General features: G+C 62.7%; 23 protein-coding genes. 11 read left to right on the top strand and 12 right to left on the bottom strand.

Annotation, left to right across the window (positions count from 1 at the left end):
* The first annotated feature begins 7 nt into the window (after positions 1-7).
* Positions 8-793, top strand: coding sequence for a hypothetical protein (locus Q8R81_RS01210; RefSeq protein WP_305615377.1), 786 nt, complete (start codon positions 8-10; stop codon positions 791-793).
* Complete coding sequence (locus tag Q8R81_RS01205) at positions 790-1,242, top strand: hypothetical protein (protein WP_305615375.1); 453 nt, start codon at positions 790-792, stop codon at positions 1,240-1,242. The genes Q8R81_RS01210 and Q8R81_RS01205 overlap by 4 nt, the downstream gene beginning before the upstream one ends.
* On the opposite strand, the gene Q8R81_RS01200 is transcribed toward Q8R81_RS01205, so the two are convergent.
* The 5 genes from Q8R81_RS01200 to thiL form a co-directional block, all read right to left on the bottom strand.
* On the bottom strand, positions 1,243-2,142 hold the full coding sequence (locus tag Q8R81_RS01200; protein ID WP_305615373.1) for an acyl-CoA thioesterase II: 900 nt from the start codon (positions 2,140-2,142) through the stop codon (positions 1,243-1,245). It lies immediately after the preceding gene.
* Between the two features lie 54 nt (positions 2,143-2,196).
* Entirely contained in the window at positions 2,197-3,072 is an 876-nt protein-coding gene (locus Q8R81_RS01195; protein WP_305615371.1) for a transcriptional regulator, read from the bottom strand.
* Positions 3,069-4,238: a GNAT family N-acetyltransferase gene (locus tag Q8R81_RS01190; protein WP_305615369.1), complete on the bottom strand. Its 1,170-nt coding sequence runs from the start codon at positions 4,236-4,238 to the stop codon at positions 3,069-3,071. The genes Q8R81_RS01195 and Q8R81_RS01190 overlap by 4 nt, the downstream gene beginning before the upstream one ends.
* Before the next feature lie 129 nt (positions 4,239-4,367).
* Complete coding sequence (locus Q8R81_RS01185; protein ID WP_305615367.1) at positions 4,368-6,491, bottom strand: sodium-translocating pyrophosphatase; 2,124 nt, start codon at positions 6,489-6,491, stop codon at positions 4,368-4,370.
* A 121-nt stretch (positions 6,492-6,612) separates the two neighbouring features.
* A complete protein-coding gene (gene thiL, locus Q8R81_RS01180) occupies positions 6,613-7,488 on the bottom strand; it encodes a thiamine-phosphate kinase (protein ID WP_305615365.1) in 876 nt (291 codons plus the stop codon).
* Between the two features lie 104 nt (positions 7,489-7,592).
* On the opposite strand from thiL, the gene Q8R81_RS01175 reads away from it, so the two are divergent.
* The 6 genes from Q8R81_RS01175 to Q8R81_RS01150 all read left to right on the top strand — a co-directional run bounded on the left by Q8R81_RS01175 (position 7,593) and on the right by Q8R81_RS01150 (position 12,852).
* On the top strand, positions 7,593-8,765 hold the full coding sequence (locus tag Q8R81_RS01175) for an acetyl-CoA C-acetyltransferase (protein ID WP_305615363.1): 1,173 nt from the start codon (positions 7,593-7,595) through the stop codon (positions 8,763-8,765).
* A gap of 31 nt (positions 8,766-8,796) precedes the next feature.
* Positions 8,797-9,582 (top strand): SDR family NAD(P)-dependent oxidoreductase, encoded by a 786-nt coding sequence (locus tag Q8R81_RS01170; RefSeq protein WP_305615361.1) that lies wholly within the window; start codon positions 8,797-8,799, stop codon positions 9,580-9,582.
* Between the two features lie 96 nt (positions 9,583-9,678).
* Complete coding sequence (locus Q8R81_RS01165) at positions 9,679-10,551, top strand: crotonase/enoyl-CoA hydratase family protein (RefSeq protein WP_305615359.1); 873 nt, start codon at positions 9,679-9,681, stop codon at positions 10,549-10,551.
* Positions 10,548-11,186, top strand: a complete 639-nt coding sequence (locus tag Q8R81_RS01160) for a TetR family transcriptional regulator (protein WP_305615357.1) — start codon at positions 10,548-10,550, stop codon at positions 11,184-11,186. Before Q8R81_RS01165 ends, Q8R81_RS01160 begins: the two co-directional genes overlap by 4 nt.
* A 203-nt stretch (positions 11,187-11,389) precedes the next feature.
* Positions 11,390-11,848 (top strand): MarR family winged helix-turn-helix transcriptional regulator, encoded by a 459-nt coding sequence (locus tag Q8R81_RS01155; RefSeq protein WP_305615355.1) that lies wholly within the window; start codon positions 11,390-11,392, stop codon positions 11,846-11,848.
* Entirely contained in the window at positions 11,845-12,852 is a 1,008-nt protein-coding gene (locus tag Q8R81_RS01150; protein ID WP_305615353.1) for a fumarylacetoacetate hydrolase family protein, read from the top strand. Before Q8R81_RS01155 ends, Q8R81_RS01150 begins: the two co-directional genes overlap by 4 nt.
* Positions 12,853-12,934: 82 nt before the next feature.
* On the opposite strand, the gene Q8R81_RS01145 is transcribed toward Q8R81_RS01150, so the two are convergent.
* From Q8R81_RS01145 to Q8R81_RS01115, 7 genes are all read right to left on the bottom strand, one after another.
* The gene (locus Q8R81_RS01145; RefSeq protein WP_305615351.1) at positions 12,935-13,939 is read right to left on the bottom strand and encodes a type II secretion system F family protein; all 1,005 of its coding nucleotides are present in this window, start codon (positions 13,937-13,939) and stop codon (positions 12,935-12,937) included.
* Between the two features lie 16 nt (positions 13,940-13,955).
* Positions 13,956-14,930, bottom strand: a complete 975-nt coding sequence (locus Q8R81_RS01140; RefSeq protein WP_305615349.1) for a type II secretion system F family protein — start codon at positions 14,928-14,930, stop codon at positions 13,956-13,958.
* A 66-nt stretch (positions 14,931-14,996) separates the two neighbouring features.
* Positions 14,997-16,274 (bottom strand): pilus assembly protein CpaE, encoded by a 1,278-nt coding sequence (locus Q8R81_RS01135; protein ID WP_305615347.1) that lies wholly within the window; start codon positions 16,272-16,274, stop codon positions 14,997-14,999.
* A gap of 3 nt (positions 16,275-16,277) precedes the next feature.
* Positions 16,278-16,937, bottom strand: a complete 660-nt coding sequence (locus Q8R81_RS01130) for a CpaD family pilus assembly protein (RefSeq protein WP_305615345.1) — start codon at positions 16,935-16,937, stop codon at positions 16,278-16,280.
* A 14-nt stretch (positions 16,938-16,951) separates the two neighbouring features.
* Positions 16,952-18,532, bottom strand: coding sequence for a type II and III secretion system protein family protein (locus Q8R81_RS01125; protein WP_305615343.1), 1,581 nt, complete (start codon positions 18,530-18,532; stop codon positions 16,952-16,954).
* Between the two features lie 44 nt (positions 18,533-18,576).
* Complete coding sequence (gene cpaB / locus Q8R81_RS01120; protein WP_305615341.1) at positions 18,577-19,590, bottom strand: Flp pilus assembly protein CpaB; 1,014 nt, start codon at positions 19,588-19,590, stop codon at positions 18,577-18,579.
* 73 nt (positions 19,591-19,663) lie between these two features.
* Entirely contained in the window at positions 19,664-20,152 is a 489-nt protein-coding gene (locus tag Q8R81_RS01115; protein WP_305615340.1) for a prepilin peptidase, read from the bottom strand.
* 75 nt (positions 20,153-20,227) lie between these two features.
* Between Q8R81_RS01115 and Q8R81_RS01110 the strand changes: the two genes are divergently transcribed.
* The 3 genes from Q8R81_RS01110 to Q8R81_RS01100 all read left to right on the top strand — a co-directional run bounded on the left by Q8R81_RS01110 (position 20,228) and on the right by Q8R81_RS01100 (position 22,586).
* On the top strand, positions 20,228-21,226 hold the full coding sequence (locus tag Q8R81_RS01110) for an alpha/beta fold hydrolase (RefSeq protein ID WP_305615338.1): 999 nt from the start codon (positions 20,228-20,230) through the stop codon (positions 21,224-21,226).
* Positions 21,227-21,270: 44 nt separating this feature from the next.
* Positions 21,271-22,332: an NAD(P)/FAD-dependent oxidoreductase gene (locus tag Q8R81_RS01105; RefSeq protein ID WP_371135279.1), complete on the top strand. Its 1,062-nt coding sequence runs from the start codon at positions 21,271-21,273 to the stop codon at positions 22,330-22,332.
* Positions 22,333-22,403: 71 nt separating this feature from the next.
* A complete protein-coding gene (locus Q8R81_RS01100) occupies positions 22,404-22,586 on the top strand; it encodes a DUF1508 domain-containing protein (protein WP_305615334.1) in 183 nt (60 codons plus the stop codon).
* The last annotated feature ends 92 nt before the right edge of the window (positions 22,587-22,678 follow it).

Raw genomic sequence — 22,678 nt, 5'->3', positions numbered from 1 at the left:
GGGATTTATGACTTCAGGAACCGGTCGGAAGACCGCAAGGATCGCGTTTGCCGCATGCCTGCTGCTGGCCGGCGGCCCGCTGTGTGCGCAAAGTTCGAACGGTGTCGGGACGCCGTTCGAGCTGACGTTCTGGCAATCAGTGGCAGGCAGCGATGATCCGGCGGTTTACGAGGCCTATCTTGCGCAATATCCGGCGGGCACGTTCAGCGGACTGGCGAAGGCGAAGGTCATGACCTTGCGCCGCGCGGTGCCGGTGCCGGTGGTAGCGGTTCCGGCTCCGGCGGTTGTTCAGCCCGCCGTGGCGGCGGCGCAACCCGTTGTTGCAAAAGCGGAAAGCGTTACTCCGCCAGCGAGCGATGCCGCGTTGTTGAGCGAATTGGCGAAATCGCAGGAAGCGGGTGCCGGGACGACGAAAGTCTTGGCAGCGCAAGGGTTTGCGCTTCCTGCGCGGCCCGCGTTGCAGGACGTTGCCGATCTGCCGCTGCCCACCACGTTCTGCTCAGCCGACCAGCGTAATGCCTTTTACGAGACCCGGTACAAGCCGGTGCTGGAACTGGCGCGGACCAACAATGCCGCCGCGATTGCGCACATGCAGGCCTTGCAGCAGGCCTATGACAGCCATCAGCTTTCGCGCGATCCGACGCCGATGAACGCGTTGGCATCCGAAGCGCGCGATTATCAGCAGCAGGTGGCGGCGGTGACATACAGCCGTCAGGCGGCGGTGGTGCGACAGTTCGATGCGGTGATGGCGGTTCCGGTCACATCATGCCAGCTTGCAGAGGCTTCGAAGTGAAGCGCCTGGCGGCGGCCATCGCCCTGATTTCACTGCCATTTGCGCAGAGCGCGCAGGCGCAGGGTTGCCTTGATGGACAGACGCTGGCGGCGGCGCGGTTGCACGAATTCGAAGCGATGATGATGACGGTAAGCCTCCGCTGTCGCGCCATCGGCGTGGATATTTCCGCGGGTTATGAGGCGATGGGAACTGCTCACCGGCCAGTATTCGCCGCGGCTGGGCGGCATTTGCGCACGTTCTTTGGCGATGAACGGCATGCCTATGATGCCTATGCCACACGGCTGGGCAATCGTTACGGCGGCGGGGCGACCGATCCGGCCAACTGCCACCGGTTCGAGGCCGTAGCGCGCGATCTGGCAGCGGCGCCGGGCGTGGCGGCGCTGGGCAAGGTGGCTTTCGCGATGGTGGCAGAGCCCCGCATCACCGGCGCGGCTTGCACAAAACCCTGATCAGGAAGGCTTTTTTGGCACGAGCGGGCGGATCAACCCCTCTTGCGCAACACTTGCCACCAGACGCCCATCGCGCGTGTAGATCCGTCCGCGATTGAAACCGCGCGCACGGCCCGCCCAAGGGCTGTCGCAAGCGTAAAGCAGCCATTCGTCGGCGCGGAAATCATCGTGAAACCAGATCGCGTGATCAAGGCTGGCAATCATCATGTTGCCGCCGGCCCAGCCTGCGGCGTGGGGCATGGTGGAAGTGCCAAGCAGCGTCATGTCGCTGGCATAGGCCAGGACGGCGCGGTGGATACGCGGATCGTCGGGCAGAGTTGATACTGCGCGGAACCAGCTGTGGGCCACCGGCGGCTGCGGTTCTGACCCCATCCAGTGTCGCGGTTCGAGCGGGCGCAGTTCTATTGGCCGGCGTTCGAGCATGAGATGGCGACGCTTTTCAGGTATGCGATCGGCATATTTGAGGCGCAGGTCACGCTCGGTGGCAAGGCCTTCCGGCCCGACAACATCGGGCATTTCTGCCGCATGTTCAAAGCCTTCTTCACGCTTGTGGAACGACGCCGCCATGTTGAGGATCGGTTTGCCAAGCTGGCTGGCAACCACGCGGCGGTTGGAGAACGATCCGCCATCCAGATCGCGCTCCACCTTGAAATCAGTCTCATGATCCTCGCTGCCGCCGCGAAGGAAATAGGCGTGGAGTGAGTGGACCGGGCGATCATCGGCAACGGTCCGTTCGGCACTGGCGAGCGCCTGTCCGATCACCTGACCGCCGAATACGCGGCCCACCCCGCCGATCTTGCGGCGGCCCTCGAAGCGGTCACCGCCGTGGTCTTTTACGTCGAGCAGGTCGAGCAGCCGGGTGACAAGTTCCTGCGGCGTCGGGTCTTCATGGTCGGTCATGGCAGAGCCGATGAACCGAGTTTCCGTTTGCGTCAACGGGTTGGCTTTTGACGTTTAACCCCGGACCCGCCGCACCAGCCGCCATGCAAAGGCCTTGGCGCGGTTGGCAGCAGGCCAGCGTCCGGGCGCGCGGGGTTTGAGACCCAGTTTGCGCAGCACGCTGTTGAAGGCGCGGGCGTCAGCTTCGGCAAAGCTCCATTCGGACCGCCACGTGATCGACAGCGACACCGAGGGGGCGGGGCCGTTCTGCACGAAATGGGGCGACATGACAGGGACGTAAAGCGCCTCTGCGGGTGACAGCGACCAGACTTTGCCGTGGGGACGCAAATCATCGTGCCAGAACAGATCGCGCGGGCCGCCGGTGTGATAGCTTTCGTGGGTTTCGTCGGGGGCAAAGCGGGTATCACCTCCGGGAAACATCGTCAGCTGTTTTGATCCCATGATCTGCAACAGGATATTGTGTTCAGGATCAAAGTGATAGGGCGTGACGCCATCGGGGCTGGTGACGAAGACAAAGCCCTGCGGTTTCAGCATCGCGCCGGTGCGCGCCTCTATGGTCGGACGCAGTTCTTCCAGCAGTTCCATCAGGAGGTCGGCATAGACCGGGCATTGTTCGATGTTCTTGAGCGCGGCCCAGCTGCCTGTGGTGGCGATGTGCCGGATTGTTTCTCCGATACCGATGCCGTTGGCGGGGGCTTTTTCACCATTGAGGCCGAGCGGCAGTGCGGCGCGGTTATATTCGACAGACGCATCGGGAAGCATTTCGGCCAATGTCGCCAGCGCATCGAGTTGCATTAGTGGATGCTGGCCGAGCCGGTGGACCAGTTTGTGCGGCTTTTCCGGGTAGCAAACGGCAAAGTTTGCGCGCGAGGTCTCGTCGAACGTATCGAGCGGTAAAGCGCCTGAAAAGGCTGGGTTGTGCTGATTCATCTGCCTAATCCTGTTGGATTCCGCCGAAGTTCAATGGCGAGGAGTGTTTCGAAGATCGTGCGGCGCAACCGTCCGCCAAGCGCCACGGAAATGCGGCCGATGGGGCGGCGTTCAGTCCACAGGCTGTCGATCATGGGATGATCGGGCGCGGCGCAGCTATCGCACCATGCAATGCCGGGGCGTGAGAGCAGCGCCAGATTTTCGCGCTGGAGCAGCACGCCCGGTGAGAAGCGGGAATAGGCTTCATCGAACGCGGTCTTGAAGGAAAAGCTGCCCGGAGCGGTGAGGAAATTGGCGAGCATGGCGATGGGCTGGCCATCGAGGTTGAGCGAGAGCCGCTCAAGCTTGCCAAGCGCAGCGGCGCTGGCGAGCGACTGGCGAAACAGCGCTGCTGTGCCGGGGGCGCAGGCCATTGCGCTGTCGCTTTTGCCTTTCCAGCCGCGTTGTTCAAGGGAGAGAAAGGCTTCGGTCCATTCGGCAATGGCATTTGCATCATCATTGCGCTCAAAGGTGAGTTCGCCCTGTTCGCCCAGCCGGGTATGCTGCCGACGCAGTTCCTTGCGCTTCTTTCCGGGCAATGCGCGTTCGAGATAGAGTTCCGGCGTGAGCGGTGAATGCAGCAGCGCGCGCTGTTCGCGCATGACCAGCGCGGCAGTGCGGTGTTCGCGGTCCGCCACATCGAACAGGGCCTGCGTCAGCGGTTGTTCAAGCGGCATGGCGGGTAGGTGGAGGAACAGTGCGCGTGATGCAGAGCTGTCTTCGTCGGCCCAATCGAACAGGGCCTGCCAGAACAGCGTCTCGCACCCCGCTCGGACCAATGGTGCGCCGAGGAAGGCGTTGGGGTGGAGCCACGTGGCAAGGTGCGGCAATGGCCAGCGACCATAGCGTTTGGGCGACGTGAGCGGCAGGAGGCCGATGAGTTCTTTGCCAATTTCGAGCGTGAGGATTCGCGTTGCGCCTTGCGTATCAAAGGCTTCGCAGGCGGGAAGGAGATACCACGGTTCGAAGAACGGGTTGGGCGTGGTGGCTGCTTCGGCCAGTTCCTGCCAGCGCGTGCGGGGGTCGCCCGATGCCCATTTGCGCCACGGATCGAGGCGTGTGCGCACGGTCCCGCCGGGGACGGTCGGCAGCAGGCCAGTCAGCGATGGGAAGGGCGGCGCGTTCAAAATCTGGTTCTCCGCCTTCAGCCCTAAACGGCAAGGCGCGAAAACTCGGTTAACGTGAGGGCAAAAGAAAAACCCCGCCCGGATTGCGCCGGGCGGGGTCTCCTCTCCCCAACTTGTGGGTTGCGCCAGTTATCCGGCTGCGTTGCTTGCCAGCGCGGCCAGAAGCAGCAGCGCGACGATATTGGTAATCTTGATCATCGGATTGACGGCAGGTCCGGCGGTGTCCTTGTAGGGATCGCCCACGGTGTCACCCGTGACGGCAGCCTTGTGGGCTTCGCTGCCCTTGCCGCCGTGGTGGCCGTCTTCAATGTACTTCTTGGCATTGTCCCATGCGCCGCCGCCCGAGGTCATCGAGATGGCGACGAACAGCCCGCCGACGATCACGCCGAGCAGGAGTGCGCCAAGGGCCGCAAAGCCGTTGGCCTGGCCTGCGACGGCGGTGATGACGAAATATACCACAATCGGCGCAAGCACCGGCAGCAGCGATGGCACGATCATTTCCTTGATTGCAGCCTTGGTGACGAGATCTACGGTGCGGGCGTAGTCGGGCTTGGATGTGCCCGCCATGATGCCCGGATTTTCGCGGAACTGGGTGCGTACGTCGATCACCACGTCTCCGGCGGCGCGGCCCACGGCGGTCATGCCCATCGCCCCGAACAGATACGGCAGGAGCGCGCCGAGCAGCAGCCCGACGATGACGTAGGGATTTTCCAAGCTGAAGCTGACTGCGAGGTTCGGGAAGAATTCGCGCAAGTCAGTGGTGTAGGCGGCAAACAGGACGAGTGCCGCAAGGCCAGCGGAGCCGATGGCATAGCCCTTGGTCACGGCCTTGGTGGTGTTGCCTACGGCATCCAATGCATCGGTCTTTTCACGGACCGAATCGTCCAGACCTGCCATTTCGGCAATGCCGCCTGCGTTGTCTGTCACAGGGCCATAAGCGTCGAGCGCGACGACCATGCCAGCCAGCGCCAGCATCGCGGTTGCCGCATAGGCAATGCCGATGAGGCCGGCGAGCTGGTAGGCACCGATAATGCCTGCGCAGATCACCAGCGTGGGCATGGCGGTGGATTCAAGGCTGATGGCAAGACCTTGAATCACGTTGGTGCCGTGCCCGGTTTCCGACGATTTGGCGATGGAGCGCACCGGGCGGTAGCTGGTGCTGGTGTAGTATTCGGTGATCCAGATGATCAGGCCGGTGATGATCAGGCCGATCAGCGAGCAGTAGAACAGCGTGCGGCCGGTGAAGGTGACGGTATCAGCCAGCACGGTGTAGCTCATCGCCACCTCCATGCCGCCAAGGGCATAGTCGATGGCCCACCAGATCGCGCCGACAGACAGGATGGCGGTGACAAGGAAGCCCTTGTACATCGCGCCCATGATGTTGTTCGAGCTGCCGAGTTTGACGAAATAGGTGCCGATGATCGAGGTCACGATGCACACGCCGCCGATCAGCAGCGGCAGCGCCATCATCGGGGCAAGGGCCGCGCCCAAGCCTTTGAGCAGCAGCGCGGTGAGCACCATTGTTGCGCCCACGGTGACGACATAGGTTTCGAACAGGTCGGCGGCCATGCCGGCGCAATCGCCCACATTGTCGCCCACGTTATCGGCAATGACAGCGGGGTTGCGCGGATCGTCTTCGGGGATGCCAGCCTCAACCTTGCCGACGAGGTCAGCGCCGACGTCTGCCGCCTTGGTGAAGATGCCGCCGCCCAGACGCGCGAAGATCGAGATGAGCGATGCGCCGAAGGCAAGCGCGACGAGGCCATCGACCACGGTGCGATCATCGCCGCCCACGGTGTATCCAGCGATGTCGGTCAGGTAGTGATAGAACACCGCGATGGCGAGCAGGGCAAGGCCTGCCACCAGCATGCCGGTGATCGCGCCTGCGCGGAAGGCCAGCGTGAGACCTGCCTGAAGGCCGCTCTGTGCAGCCGCCGCCGTGCGGACGTTTGAGCGCACGGAAATGTTCATCCCGATGAAGCCCGCGACGCCCGAAAGCACTGCGCCGATGACGAAGCCGGTGGCGGAAATCGCGCCCAAAGTGGCGGCGATGATGACGGCGACGACCACGCCGACAATTGCAATGGTGGTGTACTGGCGCTTCAGATAGGCTTGTGCGCCTTCCTGAATGGCGGCGGCAATTTCCTGCATTTTGGCGTTGCCCGCCGGTGCGCCCAGCACCTGACGGCTGGTCACGAAGCCATAAACAATGGCCAGCAACCCTAGCAGTATCGATAATACGACAAGGTTCACGTTGGCATCCCCCTTTATTTGCCGGACCCCGAAAGGCCCGCACCCGTCGTTGCGGGTGGACGGGAAGCTATCGTTTTATTTCTGACCCGCAAGCCTTTCCATGACGTGGGTCAAAGGGTTTTTAATCGTGCATGTAACCCAGATTATTATGCGGCACTGCACCATCGACGATGATTGGGCTGCCCGAAGGTAAGGAGGCCGTGCCGATGTGGTGCGCCGGGATAGGGGGATTTGTGCCGGGGGGGAGCGTGAACAGCAGTTCGTAATCATCGCCCCAGCGCATGGCTTCGTCTTGCCGGGCGGGGGGGAGGCTGGCGGGGAAGGGGACGTTTGTGCTGTTGATGGCGAAGGTGATGGCGCTGGCCTGCGCCATGCGGGCGGCGTCGATCAGGAGGCCGTCAGATACATCCATCATCGCGGTGACGATGGGGGCCAGGGCGCGGCCTTCGGCGAGGCGGGGCAGGGGGCGGCGGAAGGCGGTGCTGCTGGCGTCGGTCTTGTCGCGTAACGCCTCGAAGCCGAGCATGGCTGCGCCGACAGGGCCGGTGAGCCAGAGCGTATCGCCGGGACTGGCGCCGCGACGGTCTGGCACAGGGCGGCAGGTGGCGCGGCCAAGGGCCGTGAGGCCGAGGCTGCGCGGGCCGTTGGCGCTGACGGTATCGCCGCCGAGCAGCGGGACGGCAAAGGCGGTGAGGGCTTCGTTCAGGCCGTGGAGGAAGCGCGTGTCATCCTCGCCCAGCGTGAAGCCGAGCAGGACGCCTATGGGTTCCGCGCCTTTGGCGGCGAGGTCTGACAGGTTGGCGGCGACGAGTTTCCAGGCGACGTCGGCCATGTCCTGCCCGGGCAGCCAGTGGACGCCTTCGACCATCATGTCGTGCGTGAGGATCATGGTTTCGCCGCCGAAATCGAGCACGGCGCAATCGTCCTGCAATCCGCGCGCGGCGGGGTGCGGGGCCAGCGCGCGCAGGGCGGCGATGAGGGCGGATTCCTTGCTCACGTGCGGGTCTATGCGGTGGAGGGGCGTTTGGCACAAGTGTGCTTGACCAGTGGGCACAGGCTGCTTAATCGTTCGATTAAAGGTTTCTGAGAGGAGTCGGAATAATGGCAACCGCCTATATCGTCGATGCCGTGCGCACGGCTGGAGGACGCAGGGGTGGCAGGCTGGCAGGCGTGCATCCGGTGGATTTGGCCGCGCGCAGCCTTGATGCGATCATCGCGCGGGTGGGGCTTGATCCGACCGTTGTTGACGATGTGATCATGGGCTGCGTGACGCAAGCCGGACAGCAGGCGATGCAGGTGGGGCGCAATGCGGTGCTGGCGTCAAAGCTGCTGCCGCAATCGACGCCTGCGGTTTCCATCGACCGGCAGTGCGGATCATCGCAGCAGGCGATCCAGTTTGCGGCGCAGGCGGTAATGTCTGGCACGCAGGACGTGGTGATTGCGGCGGGTGTGGAAAGCATGAGCCGCGTGCCGATGGGATCCAACGCCACGTTCCACATGAAGGAAGGCCTTGGGCACTACAAATCGCCGGGGCTGGAGGAGAAGTATCCGGGGATCATGTTCTCGCAGTTCGTGGGCGCGGAAATGATCGTGAAGAAGCATGGGTTCTCCAAGGACGACCTCGACCGCTTTGCGCTTGCCAGCCACCAGAAGGCGATTGCGGCGACCAATGCGCAGGCTTTTGCGAACGAGATCGTCGGCGTTGAGGTGGAGACGCCCGAAGGCCCGGCGATGCACAGCGTGGACGAGGGCATCCGCTTTGACGCGACGCTGGAGAGCATTGCGGGGGTAAAGCTGTTGCAGCCTGAAGGTTCACTCACGGCGGCAAGTTCCAGCCAGATCTGCGATGGGTCGAGCGCGGTGCTGGTGGTGTCTGAAGCGGCGCTCAAGGCCTATGGGCTGACGCCGCTGGCGCGCATTCACAACCTGACGGTGACGGCGGGCGATCCGGTGATCATGCTGGAAGAGCCGCTGTTCGCCACTGACCGTGCGTTGCAGCGGGCGGGGCTGAGCATGGCCGACATCGACCTTTACGAGGTAAACGAAGCTTTCGCTTCGGTGCCGATGGCGTGGCTGAAGCATACCGGCGCGGACCCTGAAAAGCTCAACGTCAATGGCGGCGCGATAGCGCTGGGCCATCCGCTGGGCGCATCGGGGACGAAGCTGATGGCAACGCTGGTCCATGCGCTGCGGGCGCGGGGCGGCAAGTATGGTTTGCAGACGATGTGCGAAGGCGGCGGTGTTGCCAACGTGACGATCATCGAAGCGCTTTGATTTTTAGTATTCAGGAAGAAGGACTTATCTGATGAAGCTCGACAATACCGTAGCAGCCGTGGTGACCGGCGGCGCTTCCGGCCTTGGTGCCGCCACCGCCCGGGCGCTTGCCGCCAAGGGCGTGAAGGTTGCCATCTTCGACTTGCAGAAGGACAAGGGCGAGGCAATGGCCGCTGAAATCGGCGGCGTGTTCTGCGAAGTGAACGTGACCAGCGATGAGAGCGTGGACGCAGGCTTTGCCAAGGCGCGCGCGGCGCATGGGCAGGAGCGCGTTCTGGTCAACTGCGCGGGCACCGGCAACGCGATCAAGACTGCAAGCCGTTCCAAGGAAACGGGCGAGATCAAGCATTTCCCGATGGATGCGTTCAACTGGATCATCCAGATCAATCTGGTGGGCACATTCCGCTGCATCGCAAAGTCGGCTGCGGGCATGATGGCGCTTGATCCGTGTGACGAATTTGGCGAGCGCGGGGCGATTGTGAACACGGCTTCGGTTGCAGCTGAAGACGGACAAATGGGGCAGGCAGCCTATTCCGCATCGAAGGGTGGCGTGGTGGGCATGACCTTGCCGATCGCGCGTGATCTGATGGCCGAGGGTATCCGCGTGAACACGATCCTGCCCGGCATTTTCGATACGCCGCTGCTGGCAGGTGCCCCGCAGAACGTGCGCGATGCGCTGTCGGCTTCGGTGCCGTTCCCCAAGCGGCTCGGTCAACCGGCAGAATATGCCAATCTGGCGATGTGCATGATCGAGACGAGCTATTTCAACGGCGAGGACGTGCGCCTTGACGGTGCGATCCGCATGGCGCCGCGTTGATGTGACAGAGGGCGCGCACTCGCAACAAGCGGGGCGCGCCCTTGGCCTGAGGCCCCCGCCTTCGCGGGGGTGCGGAGGGTTTTCGGGAGAGTTTTGTTGGCCGATTACACGCAGATCAAGCTCGACATCGCCGAAGGCATCGCCACGCTGACGCTGCACCGGCCCGAGAAGATGAACGCCTATACCGGCACCATGATGGCCGAGATGATCGATGCGTTCGACCGCACCGATGCCGATGACAGCGTGCGGGCGGTGATCGTGACGGGATCGGGCGACCGGGCGTTCTGTGCAGGCGCGGACCTGACGCCCGATGATGGCAAGCACGTTTTCTCCAGCGGCGATGCGGTGGAGGACTTGTCTGACCCGCGCGTGCGCGATGGTGGCGGGATGATTACGCTGCGCATCTACGAATCGAAAAAGCCGGTGATCGGCGCGATCAACGGCGCGGCAGTGGGTGTGGGCGTGACCATGCAATTGCCGATGGACATTCGCCTTGCATCCACGAAGGCGCGGTTCGGGCTGGTGTTTGCGCGGCGCGGGATTGTGCCCGAGGCGGCTTCGAGCTGGTTTCTGCCGCGCATCGTGGGCACGGCGCAGGCGCTGGAATGGTGCATGACGGGCCGCATATTTGATGCGCAAGAGGCGCTGCGGGGAGGGCTGGTGCGATCCTTGCACGAACCGGAAGATCTCATGCCCGCAGCCGTGGCGCTGGCGCGCGAAATTGCCGACAATACCAGCGCGGTTTCGGTGGCGATGACGCGCGCGATGCTGTGGCGCAACCCCAGCCTTTCGCACCCGATGGAAGCCCACCGGGTCGATAGCCGGGCAATCTACACGCTGTCGCGCGGGGGCGATGCCGCCGAAGGAATTGCCAGTTTCCTTGAAAAACGCGCTCCCCGCTACCCGGGACGCGTTTCTTCGGATATGCCGTCGTTTTATCCGTGGTGGAGCGAACCGGGTTGGGAATGAGTGTGGACGTGGAAAAAGGGCCAAGCCTGGAGACGCCGGGCGCGCGCGATCTGCTGTTGCAGACCGCATCCAACATCATGCGTGAAGGCGATGTCGTCGACATTTCGCTTTCGGAACTGAGCCTGCGATCCGGGCTGAATTCGGCGCTGGTGAAATACTATTTCGGCAACAAGGCCGGGATGCTCAAAGCGATGCTCGACCGGGACATGGCGAACATCGTCCATTCGGTCGACGCGCTGCTGGCCAAGGACGACATGAGTCCGGAAGACAAGCTGCGGCTGCATATCTCGAAGTGCATCGATACCTATTACACATACCCCTACCTCAACCGCCTGCTGATGCGGTTGGTCCGCGACAGCGACGAGGCCGAGGCCAAGCGCATTGCCGACAAATATCTGCTGCCGCTGCACCGGGCCTATAACCGCTTCATCGGCGATGGGGTGAAAGCGGGCGTATTCCGGCCGATCAACCCGCAACTGTTCTACTTCACCGTGACTGGTGCAGCTGACCGATTCTTTTCCGCGCGGCTGGTGCTGAAACATTGCTTCGATCAGGACACGCTGACCGAGGAATTGCGCGACAGTTACCGCGAGCATACCGTCGATTTCATCATGACGGGCATTCTGGCGCGCTGATCGCCGGTTGACCGGCGGACCTTGCAAAATGGGCGCAGCATGGAACGATGCTGCGCCCATTTTCCTGCAATAGGTTTGCGAGGGCCGGATAAAGAAAATTTCGTCTGGCCCGCCCTCCGGCAATGAATTAACGCTTCGCTTGCCGCTTGGTGACACTTTATTTCGCCCTTGCAAACCAAGCTGGTTTCATGTGATACGAAATCATGCCAGGAACACAGACCCGCCTTACCGACTTCATGCCCTATCGCATGGCCATCACCAGCAATGCGGTGAGCGGGCTTATTGCGGGCGAATATCGCAGCGAATTTGGCCTGAAGATTCCCGAATGGCGGATCATGGCGGTGCTGGGCGATGCCGGCCCTTTGACCCAGCGCGATCTCGTCCGTGCCACCTTGATGGACAAGGTGGCAGTGAACCGGGCGTGCAAGGTGCTGGAGGACAAAGGTTTTTTGCAGCGCAGCCCAAACGAGAACGACGGGCGCTCGCATCACCTGGAATTGACCGCAGCGGGCTGTGAATTGCACGCGCAGATCTGGCCACAGGCGGTGGATATGTACCAGAAGATCTTTTCAGCCATCACCACGCGCGAGCAGGATAAGCTGCGCAGCATTCTCGAAAAGCTGCTCAAGGCCGCACGCGCGCTTGAAGGCGACGAGAAGTGAAGCTGGCTTCGCTGCCACAGGGGCGGGATGGGCGGCTGATCGTCGTTTCCGATGATCTGGCATGGTATGCCGACGCCGATCATATCGTGCCGACGCTGCAGGCGCTGCTGGACGATTGGGACCGGTTCTATCCGCTGATCGAGGCGCTGGGCATCGAACTGGCGCATGGTGCAATTCCGCGCAAACGCTTCCACGAACGTGAGGCCTGTGCCCCGCTGCCACGTGCCTTTCAGTGGGTTGATGGCAGCGCTTACGTCAATCACGTTGAACTGGTGCGCAAGGCGCGCGGGGCGGAATTGCCCGAAAGCTTCTGGACCGATCCGCTGATGTATCAGGGCGGCAGCGACGATCTGCGCGGCGCGCGCGATCCGATCCGGCTGGCGGATGAGGCGTGGGGCTGCGATTTCGAGGCGGAGATCGTGGTGGTGACGGGCGACGTGCCGCAAGGCGTTTCTGCCGAGCAGGCACTGCGCCATATCCGGTTGGTCGGGCTGGTAAACGACGTGTCGCTACGCAACCTCATTCCCGGCGAACTGGCCAAAGGCTTCGGCTTTGTGCAATCGAAGCCGGCCAGCCATTTCTCACCTGTGTTTGTCACGCCCGATGCCTTGGGCGACGCCTGGGGCGGCGGCAAGCTGTCGCGGACGTTGATGGTGGACCTTAACGGCGAAGCGTTTGGCCGGATCGAGGCGGGCGAGGAATGCACGTTCGATTTCGGCGTGCTGATCGCCCATCTGGCCAAGACCCGCAGCCTTGGCGCAGGCTCGCTGATCGGGTCTGGCACGGTATCGAACCGCGATCCGGATGGCTCACCGGGCCGTCCGGCGGGGCAGGGCGGGCGCGGCTACGCCTGCATTGCCGAACAGCGGATGGTCGAAACGATTGCAGCGGGCGCGCCTGCCACGCCGTTCCTGAAGGCCGGAGACACGGTGCGGATTGAAATGCGCGATGCCAAGGGGCGCAGCATTTTCGGGGCGATTGACCACGCGGTCGTAGCTGGCTGACACCTAGTTGAAGGTAATTGAAAAACCCCGCAAGGCGCTGGCCTTGCGGGGTTTTTCTTTTGCGGATCGTGCCTGCTCGCGATCAGGGCTTCTTGTTGATCAGGCTGTCGCTGATCGAGCAGGATGCCGGACCGAGAATTACGATGAACAGCACGGGCAGGATGAACAGAATCAGCGGGATCGTCATGATCGCTGGCAGACGCGCGGCCTTTTCCTCGGCACGCATCATGCGCTCGTTGCGGAATTCGGCAGACAGTACGCGCAACGCAGATGCGAGCGGAGTGCCATAGCGTTCGGTCTGGATCATGGTGGTGACCACGCCTTTCACCGAATCCAGATCGACACGATAGGCAAGGTTTTCGAAGGCATTGCGGCGTTCGGTCAGGAACGACAGTTCGATGGCGGTCAGCGCGAATTCATCGCCCAGTTCCGGGTAGGCACGGCCCAGTTCGCGGGCCACGCGGTTGAACGCGGCGTCGACGGTAAGGCCAGCTTCGGCGCAGATCACCAACAGGTCGAGCGCATCGGGCAAGCCTTTGCGGATTTCGTTGGTGCGTTTGTTGACGAGGTTTTTGACAAAGATGTCAGGCGCTTTGTAGCCCAGAATGAGGCATGCGGCAAAACCCATGAACCGCTTGAACGGGGTCCATTCGGGGAACATGTCGGACATGTAGAACATGAGTCCGCCAATGATGCCGAGCACGATCGGGCCGATCAGGCGGCCCAGAATAATCGCAACCGCCCATTCCTTCTTGCGGATGCCAGCCTGCGCCAGCCGCTGCTGCGCGACCGAAAGCTGGCTGTCCTGCAGCACCTTGAGGGATTCGAGGAAGCCGCGAATCTGGTCGGTCGTCTGGTTGCGGCGGACGATGCTTGTCCGCTTGCGCGCACTGCTGGTGACAATGCCGGCCTTGAGCTGCTCACGCCGCTCGTTGAGCGCCTTCACGCGCTTGGCCATTGGATCGCGGACGGTGATCGCGGCGTAGATGGCAAGCAGGACCGCAGCGGCAGCAATGCCAATCAGGATCGAACCGAGGAGGTAAACGTCGAAGCCGAGGAGTGTCGGTCCGGGCGGGTTTTGTATCATGGCCTGTCCCTTTTCCTCAGATTTCGAAGCTGACCATCTTGGCCATGATGAAGGCCCCGATGCCGAGCCAGGTAAGCCCGCCTGCGCCTGCGATAATCAGACGTTCGTCGATGAAGAACTTGCCAAGATATTCGGGGTTGATCGTGTAGATCAGCGCGAAAACGATGAACGGCAGCGAGCCGACGATGTAGGCCGAAGCCTTGGATTCAGAACTCATCGCCTTGATTTTCAGCTTCATCTGCGCGCGTTTGCGCAGCACGTCCGAAAGGTTTGCCAGCGTTTCAGCCAGATTGCCGCCGGTTTCGCGCTGGATGGCGAGCGTGATGCAGAAGAAGTTGAATTCGGGCAGGTTGAGGCGGTCTGCAGTGTCCTGCAGCGCATCTTCCATTGTGCGGCCCACTTTGATGCGGTCTGTCACCAGCTTGAATTCCTCGCCCACCGGGCCGGGCAACTCGCTGGCGACAACGCCGAGCGTTTCGGTCACCGGAAGGCCTGAGCGCAGGCCGCGCACCAGCAGGTCCAGCGCATCGGGAAGGCGCGTGACGAAGTTGTCGATACGTTTGCTGATGGCCATGCCAACAACCAGATGCGGAAGCCCGGCACCGATCAGAACCCCGGCCGCCAGCGCCAGCAGCGGCGCACCGCTCTTTATATAGACCAGCGCGGTGATCCCCAGCGCAATGCCGCCGCTGACATAGAGATACTGCGAAAGGGTCCAGCCCTTGCCTGTGCGCTTCAGCCGCAGTGCGAGCGCTTCCAGCCGCGAGCCGGAACCGGCAAGCTTCATCGCGCCCGGTTTGCGGTTTGCAACCGTCTTGCGATACTGTGCTTCGACCTTGTCGACGGCCTTGTCGGAGTGGCGGAAGCGCACCGATTGCAGGCGCCGTCCGCTCTCCTTCGAGGCGGATGGGCCGGCAAGGGCAGCATAGCCCAGCACCATCGCCAGCATCAGGCCAACTGCCATCACCACTAGCTGCAGAATGCTCGTCATTGCCGGTGCCTTCCTGTCATCTCAAACGTCTGTTTCGCCAATTGCATTACCCGTTCAGGGAAAGGTTCAGGCGTTGGCTTTTGTTTTGGCCTTCGGTTTGGCCAGCATCTTCTTCAGATCGAACTTGCCCAGCAGTGAAGCCTTGCGTGTATCAATGCCCGCATCCGCAGTTGTGCTGCCGTCATCGTCAACCGAACCGATCACTGCGTGTGCGATGTCGCGCAGCAGGCCACCGGCCTTCGACGCGCGGTTGGCCGCAACGAATGTCTGGCCCAGTTTGGCCGCGTTCGAGGCACCCTTGATGTCGTAGGGCACCATGAAGTTGATCTTGCGTTCGATCGAGGCTTCGAAGTCGGCCTTGCTGATCTCGTTCGCCCCGGCCTGAACCTTGTTGGCAACGATAATCGGACGGGCATGCGCTGCGTTGCTCTTGAGCCATGACAGCAGGCGGATCGCATCGCGCGCGCCCGAAAGCGTCAGTTCGGTGGCCAGCACCACCACGTTCACATCAGCCAGCAGGTGCGGGAAATTGATCAGCATGTTGCGTGGCATGTCGATCACGGTCATCTCGAACGCCTGCCGGAATTCCTCCTCCAGCTGCACGAAGGCGCTGCCATCGGTCATCAGCGGCGAATTGATTGGCGCTTCGGCCGAGAGGATTGCCAGATTGTCGTTCGCCCGGATCATCGCGCGTTCGATGAACAGCCCGTCGATGCGGCTGGGATTGTCGATGGCATCGGTCAGCCCGCGTCCCGGCTCGAGATCGAGCGTGAGTGCGCCGGTGCCGAAGTGCACGTCGAGATCGAGCAGCGCGGTGGGCAGCTTGTGTTCGGTGCTGAACAGCCACGCCAGCGAGGTTGCCAGCGTAGACGCGCCAACTCCGCCGCGTGTGCCGACCACGGCCATCGAGATGTGCTTTCGCGCACCCATCGGATCGTGGCTTTTGGGCGCGGCAAAGATCGTTTGCGCCTGCACCATCGCATCGCGGATCTGGCCGGGGTTGAGCGGCTTGAGCAGGTAGTCCTGGATGCCCGAAGCGACCAGATCGCGATAGAGGCGCACGTCATTGACCTGGCCCACCGCGATGACAACCGTGCCGGGCTCGCACACTTCGGCCAGCGCATTGATATCGTTGAGCGGATCGCCGCTTTCCGACAGATCGACCATCAGGATGTTCGGGCTGGCAGTGATCGAAAGCGACTGGATCGCGTTGCGCAGGCCGCCACGGTGGCACTTTTCCGGTGCCCAGCCCATGTCGACCACGACCGAGCGGAGCACGTCCAGCGCGGTTTCGTCGCACATGAAGGCGGCGAAGGCATCGCGTGTTGAGTTCTTGAGGCTCATGGCTCAGTTCCCTCCTGCGCTAGAGGTGTTGTTGCTCTTCAGGCCAGCTTCGCCGGTGGGCTTGGCTGCGCGGTAGCTGTCGATGGCCTTCGTGCCACTCATCACCACGGTTTCGCCGGTGCCGGCTGCGCCCTGGATGAGGTGTTCCTTGTCGGCGACCATCGCGGCAAGATTGCTGTTGATGGCGCAACCAAAGTTCGTGCTGGTCTTGTTGCTCATCGAGAAATCGGACTTTGCGGACCAGTCGGGGCATCCGGGGACCGAAGCCTTGGCACGGGTCACGACAATGCGCGCACCGCCTGCCGAGACATAGCCCGGCGTCATCGGTGCGGGGCCATCGACGTACATCCCCCAGCGTCCGGCCACAGCGTCAATCGACGCCACGGTGGCTTTGGACTGGAGCGGATCATCGAGTGCGATCTTGTCGCCATACTTCAGACCGAGGCTTTCGAACCAGCCTGCGAGGCGGCGCTGTTCGGTTACCGAAAGACCGCCGCCGGGCAGGGTTTCGATGTCGAAAACAAAGCGGTCACGCTCTACCACCGGCTGGTGGACCGAGTTCAGCATGCGGTTTTCAGGCGTGTTCGCCGAGCAGGCTGAAAGCGTCACGGCAAGCGAGAGGGCGAGCGCTGCGGTGGTGCCGCGATTGAGAGTGTTACGCATGACTGGTCCCTTTCTCACTGGACGCTGAAGCCGGGCTGCACGCTGGCAACCTGCTTGTCCTTGCGGCGGTCTGCATCAAGAGCGCCGAGTTTTGGCCCGGACTGGACAGAGCCTTCCTTCTCGGTAGGCTTTGGCCGGTCACCGCCCGTCACCCCGTCCTGATCCATGTGCCCAAGCAGGCGCTGAAGGTCGTTGGGGCTTTGGAACCCGTCGGTCGGCAGTTTGATGTCATTGGCGTTGACCGGATTGACGAGGTAAGGCGTCACCACGATCACCAGTTCGGTCTCGCCCTTGCGATAGCTGGTCGAACGGAACAGCGACCCGAGGATCGGAATGTCCCCCGCGCCGGGCATCTTGGTCAGCGTGTTCTGCGCGCTGTTGCTAAGCAGCCCCGCGATCATGAACGACTGGCCCGAGCCAAGCTCCACCGTGGTTTCGGCACGGCGCACGGTCAAAGCCGGGATTTCGATGCTATCCAGTTTGAGCGCGCCGGTGCTGGAAAGCTCCGACACTTCAGGACGCACGCGGATCGAGATGCGGCCATTGGCCAGAACCGTCGGCGTGTAGGCAAGGCTGACGCCGTACTTCTTGTATTCGATGGACGTCGTGCCAAGCCCTTGCGACACGGGGATCGGATATTCGCCGCCTGCCAGAAAGTCTGCCGTCTCACCCGAAATCGCTGTGAGGTTCGGTTCGGACAGGGTTGTGACCAGACCGAGCGTCTCGCCCGCATCCAGCGCGCCCAGCAGATCAAGGCCGAGCAGCTTGCCCATGCCTGCAATCGTGGTGCCCGAAGCCAACGAACTTACTGAACTACCAGCTTTTTCCACAATGCCCGTCGGATTGGTCGCGGTTATTTTCGTGGGGTCGATAGTGTAGCCGATGGTGGAGCCGTTGCCTGCGCCCACGCCAAACGGCAGGTTCGGATCGGTAGTGAAGTTACTGCCGATAGCGCGGCCTTGACCAACGCCAAACTTGATTCCGCCGGTGCCATCAATCGTCGTCAGGTTGACGCCGATGGTGCGCACCAGCGAGCGGCTGACTTCTGCAAACTTCACGTGCAGGCTGACCTGCAGCGGCGTTGCCATTTTCAGGCGGCTGATCACATTGGTCTTGTCACCGACGAATGCCTTGACCAGACGCTCGGCCTCGGCAGCATCTTCAGGAGCGCCAACTGTGCCGGTAAGCAGCACCGTGCCGTTCATCGTGGCCACGTTGACGCGTGCCTCGGGCATGGCGAGGTGCAGCATCTGGTCGATCGAGTCGAGGTTGTTGCCGACGCGGATGTTGGCAGACCACACCACCGCTCCCTGAGCGTTGCTGGCATAGACAGTGGTTTCGCCACCGGCCTTGCCGAACACGTAGAGTTGGCTGGCCGATTTGACCTGCACATCGGCGATTTGGTCGTTGGCGACGAAGACGTCGGCCATGCGGCCCGGAACGGTTACCAGTTCGCCACGTCCGATCGAGATTGTGACGGTCCGCGCAGGGCTGGTGCTGCTCTGTGCATGAAGCGTGGCGGTGGTCGGCACCAGTGCCAGCGGCGTAGCGATCATCGCAGCCGAAACAAGCGTGGTGGAAAGACGGCGTTTCATGGGTGTGCCCTTCAAAGTCGGGTTCAGTCGTGACGCGCTCATGGTCAGTTACCCCCCAGCGAGACGTCTTCGGTCTTGTCACCGCGCGTTACCCGCACCACCGGACCGGTCTTGACCGGAGCGGCATTTCCGCTCGACCGTGGACCTTCGTAAGATCCGCCGCCCGAAGGAGCCTTCGCCACGGGTGCGGTCGAGCGCTGGAAGCGCGAAACATCGGCACCGGTCGAGAAGCTGGACTTGGCGGATTCGAGCGGACGGCTCATCGCCTGCTTCAGCAGCGCTTCTTCCTGCTGCTTGGTGGCGCCAGCAGGGATCTTGATGTCGCCTGAAGCCAGTGCCTGTTCCAGCTCCGCCGAATTGTCGGCCAGCGAGCGCAACGAGAGGCTGATCGTGCCGATGGTCTGCGAAACCGCGATTTGCTCGGCCATCTTCGGCGTCACTTCCAGCGTTACGGTGCTGAAGGTGCGGACGCGGGTCTTGCCTTCAACCATGACCTGTTCAGCCGACTGGTCGGTCGCGAGTACACGCAGGTTCTTGATAAAGGTTTCAGAGGCCTTGAGCGGCAGGCCATCGCCCTGGCTCTTGACGGTCTGGGTCAGCACGAGGTCGATGTGATCGCCCGGGAAGACGAAGCCGGCAACGCCGGTGCGCGCAGAAACCGGGATCGTCACGGCACGCATGCCAGCGCCGAGTGCTGCGGCAAGGAAGCCACGGTCACCGGGGGAGACGAGGTTGCCTTTGGTCACCGGTTCGCCTGCCGTGATCGGGTTGCGCACCACGGTGCCGAGCAGCTTTTGCAGGTCTGCCTCGCCTTCAAGGAAGTAGGCGTCCTGCACCATGTCTTTGGGCCAGGGCTGGAAGTTGATGGAATCGGCCGTGATGATCGTGCCGATTGGCAGCGCGCGCTGGGCGACGAGGACTTTGGCCCCCATCGGCACCTTGGCCGCAGCTTCTGCCTGAGGCGACCCTGCGCCGGCGAAAAGGCTCCTGGCCGCGAAGGCCGTGCCGATCGCGACGATCAGCGCCCCCACCAGCAGCATCAGCTTCCTCTTGTCCATGACTACTTGTCCCGCCCGTTAAAGTCCCGCCCGCATGTCTCGGGCAAAATGGTTAAGATTTGTGATATTGCGTTCATGCGCCTGTAACCGAACGCCATCCGGCCTCCAGCATGGGAGCCAGCGTGATCAGGCCCGCAGCGGCGATGGCGACGCCGTAAGGGATCTTTGCATCGCGGCGGCGTGTCACCATGAAGTGCCACATCGCCATCAGAATGGTGAGCACGCCGCCGATCAGCGACATGATGACGAGCAGCTTCACAAAGCTCATCGGGGCCAGCCACAAGGCCAGCGCGGTCAGCAGCTTCACATCGCCGCCACCCATCAGCTTCAGCGCGAACAATCCTGCCAGAACCACAAAGGCCAGAAGGGCCACGCCCACCATCATCGCAACGTCCGGCCACAGCGAAAGACCGGCCGCCCACCAATAGATGGGCGCGCCAAGCGCAATCGCGGCGGTCAGCCAGTTGTCGATCTGGCGGCGGCGGATATCGGTGAAGGCGGCAACCAGCAGCGCGATTGCCAAGGCCCCGACCAGTCCGTAAACGATGAAGTTCCCCTGCATGCTTCTGGGCATACGGGACAATCACTTACCAAACGGTAACCAAACCTTGGCGCGGATTTGCGCAGGAGACGGCGCTTGGGATTCGATAGCAATACGGCAGGACACATTGATCGCCGGGCGATTCCGCCTGCTGCAACAGAGGCGCTCTGGCATGCAGCCGATGGCGCGGCGATCCGGCGGATCGATTGGCCGGGGCACCCCGGAGAGCTGGATGGCGATGGCCCGCGCGGTTCGTTGCTGTTCTTGCCGGGGCGGGGTGATTTCTATGAAAAGTATCTGGAATCACTGGATTACTGGCACGGTCAGGGCTGGCGCGTAACCGCGCTGGACTGGCGTGGGCAAGCAGGTTCCGGTAGACTGACCGCTAACCCCAATACCGGCCATGTCAGCGACTTTTCGGTGTGGGTTGATGACCTCGCGGGGTTCTGGTCAGACTGGGTGAAGTCCACCCCCGGACCCCATGTCATCGTCGGCCATTCGATGGGCGGGCATCTGGTTCTGCGTAGTGTCGCGGAAAAAAGAATTAACCCTGTTGCCGTGGTTTTGAGCGCGCCAATGCTCGGCTTCCTCACGCCGGGGCCGAATCGGGTGCTGCACAAGGTGGCCGAAGCGATGTGCCGATTCGGCGATCCCGAACGCACCGCATGGAAGATCAGTGAAAAGCCGGGGACCACGTTGGCCGCGCGCAATACGCTGCTGACTCATGACGAGGCCCGCTATGCCGACGAGGCGCACTGGAAGGCGGCGCGCCCGTTCCTTGGGCTGGGGCCGGGATCGTGGCGCTGGGTCGAGCGGGCTTACGCTTCGATGCTGGTGCTCGATGCACCGGGGATGCTTGAGCGCGTTGAACAGCCTGTGCTGCTACTTTCTGCCAGGTACGATGGTCTGGTCTCGTCGCGCGCCATTGAAAAGGCGGCGCGCCGTCTGCCGCGCGCGCAATTGACCGTCTGGGGGCGGGAAGCGCGGCACGAACTGCTGCGCGAGGTCGATGCTGTGCGTGACAAGGTGATCCGCACCATCGACGATTTCCTTGATCGGTTGGCCCCTGCGCTTGGGGAGTCCGAAATCGCGTGAACGGACTGGTTGGTGATTTTGATATTGCGATCATCGGGGCAGGGATGGCAGGCGCCAGCCTTGCCGCTGAATGCGCGCCCCACGCGCGTGTGCTGGTGGTAGAGGCTGAGGATACCCCCGGCTATCACACGACCGGACGTTCTGCCGCGTTCTGGGAAGAGACTTACGGCGGCCCTGCCGTGGTGCCGCTGACGATGGCGTCGGGACACTTTCTGCGCGAGGGTGGCTTTCTGGCCCCCCGTGGTGCGCTTAACATCGGGCAAGCGGCAGATCGGGACAAGGTAGCAGCGTTCATCGAAACGTATACAGCGCTCGGCGCGACGCTGCATTTGCAAAGCCGCGCAGAGATTGCGGAGCGGGTGCCGGGCTTGCGCGCAGACTGGGTAGTCGGCGCGTGGGAACCGGGCTGTGCCGACATCGACGTGGCAGGCCTCCACCAGCACTATCTTGCCGCATCGAAGCGCACCGGCAGCGTTCTGCGCGTTCGTGCGCGGGTGGACCAGATCGAGCGCGAGGGGGCTGGGTGGCGCATCGCTTGGGCTACGGGTGAGGCGCGCGCGGGTGTGATCGCCAATGCCGCCGGGGCTTGGGCCGATGAACTGGCAAAGCTGGCAGGCGCAAACCCGCTCGGCATCGCTCCCATGCGCCGCACAATCGTGCAGGTCCGCACCGATCCTGCGCCGCAAGACGATCTGCCGCTGGTGCTGGGCATCAATGAAGACTTCTATTTCAAGCCGCAGGGCGGCCGCCTGTGGCTTTCCCCGCATGACGAGATCCCCGATGTGGCAGGCGATGCCGCGCCCGAGGAACTGGACGTTGCCATCGCCATCGACCGCTTCGAAAAGGTGGTGGACTGGAAGATCGCAGCGCTGGAACGGCGCTGGGCAGGCCTGCGCTCTTTCGCGCCCGATCGCCTGCCGGTCTATGGCTTTGATCCGGCGGTGCCCGGCCTGTTCTGGTTTGCAGGCCAAGGCGGCTTCGGCATCCAGACGGCGCCCGCCGCTGCGCGTCTGGCCGCGCAGTTGCTGCTGGGCCGTCCGCGCGATGGGTTGACCGCAGAGATAGACGCCGCCGTCTATTCCCCCGCCCGCTTCACCGCCGGATAGGACCGGATTGGCGCTTTGCCACGCGATTTTGCGTGATAGGTTCCGGGCGGGATCAACCAAGGGGAATCACGATGGCCCACCGTTTCGAAATCCGCGCCAACAAGGCCGGAGAGTTCGTCGCCTATTTCTGCCACAACAGCGAAGCGATCTTCTGGACTGAAGGCTACAAGAGCAAAGCCAGCGCCAAGAACGCGATTGAATCGATCCTCAAGAACGGTCCGGGTGCGGAAGTGGTGGACACGACGGACGATTGACGGCTGCCCGCGCCGCGTCACGGGCGTGGGTCCACCTCGTGACGCGGATGTTGGCCAATCGCAAATTCGGCCCAAAACTTGCCGGTCCGGAT

Source organism: Novosphingobium sp., assembly GCF_030696665.1.
Taxonomy (GTDB): domain Bacteria; phylum Pseudomonadota; class Alphaproteobacteria; order Sphingomonadales; family Sphingomonadaceae; genus Novosphingobium.
This window is presented reverse-complemented; position numbering and strand designations above follow the sequence as displayed.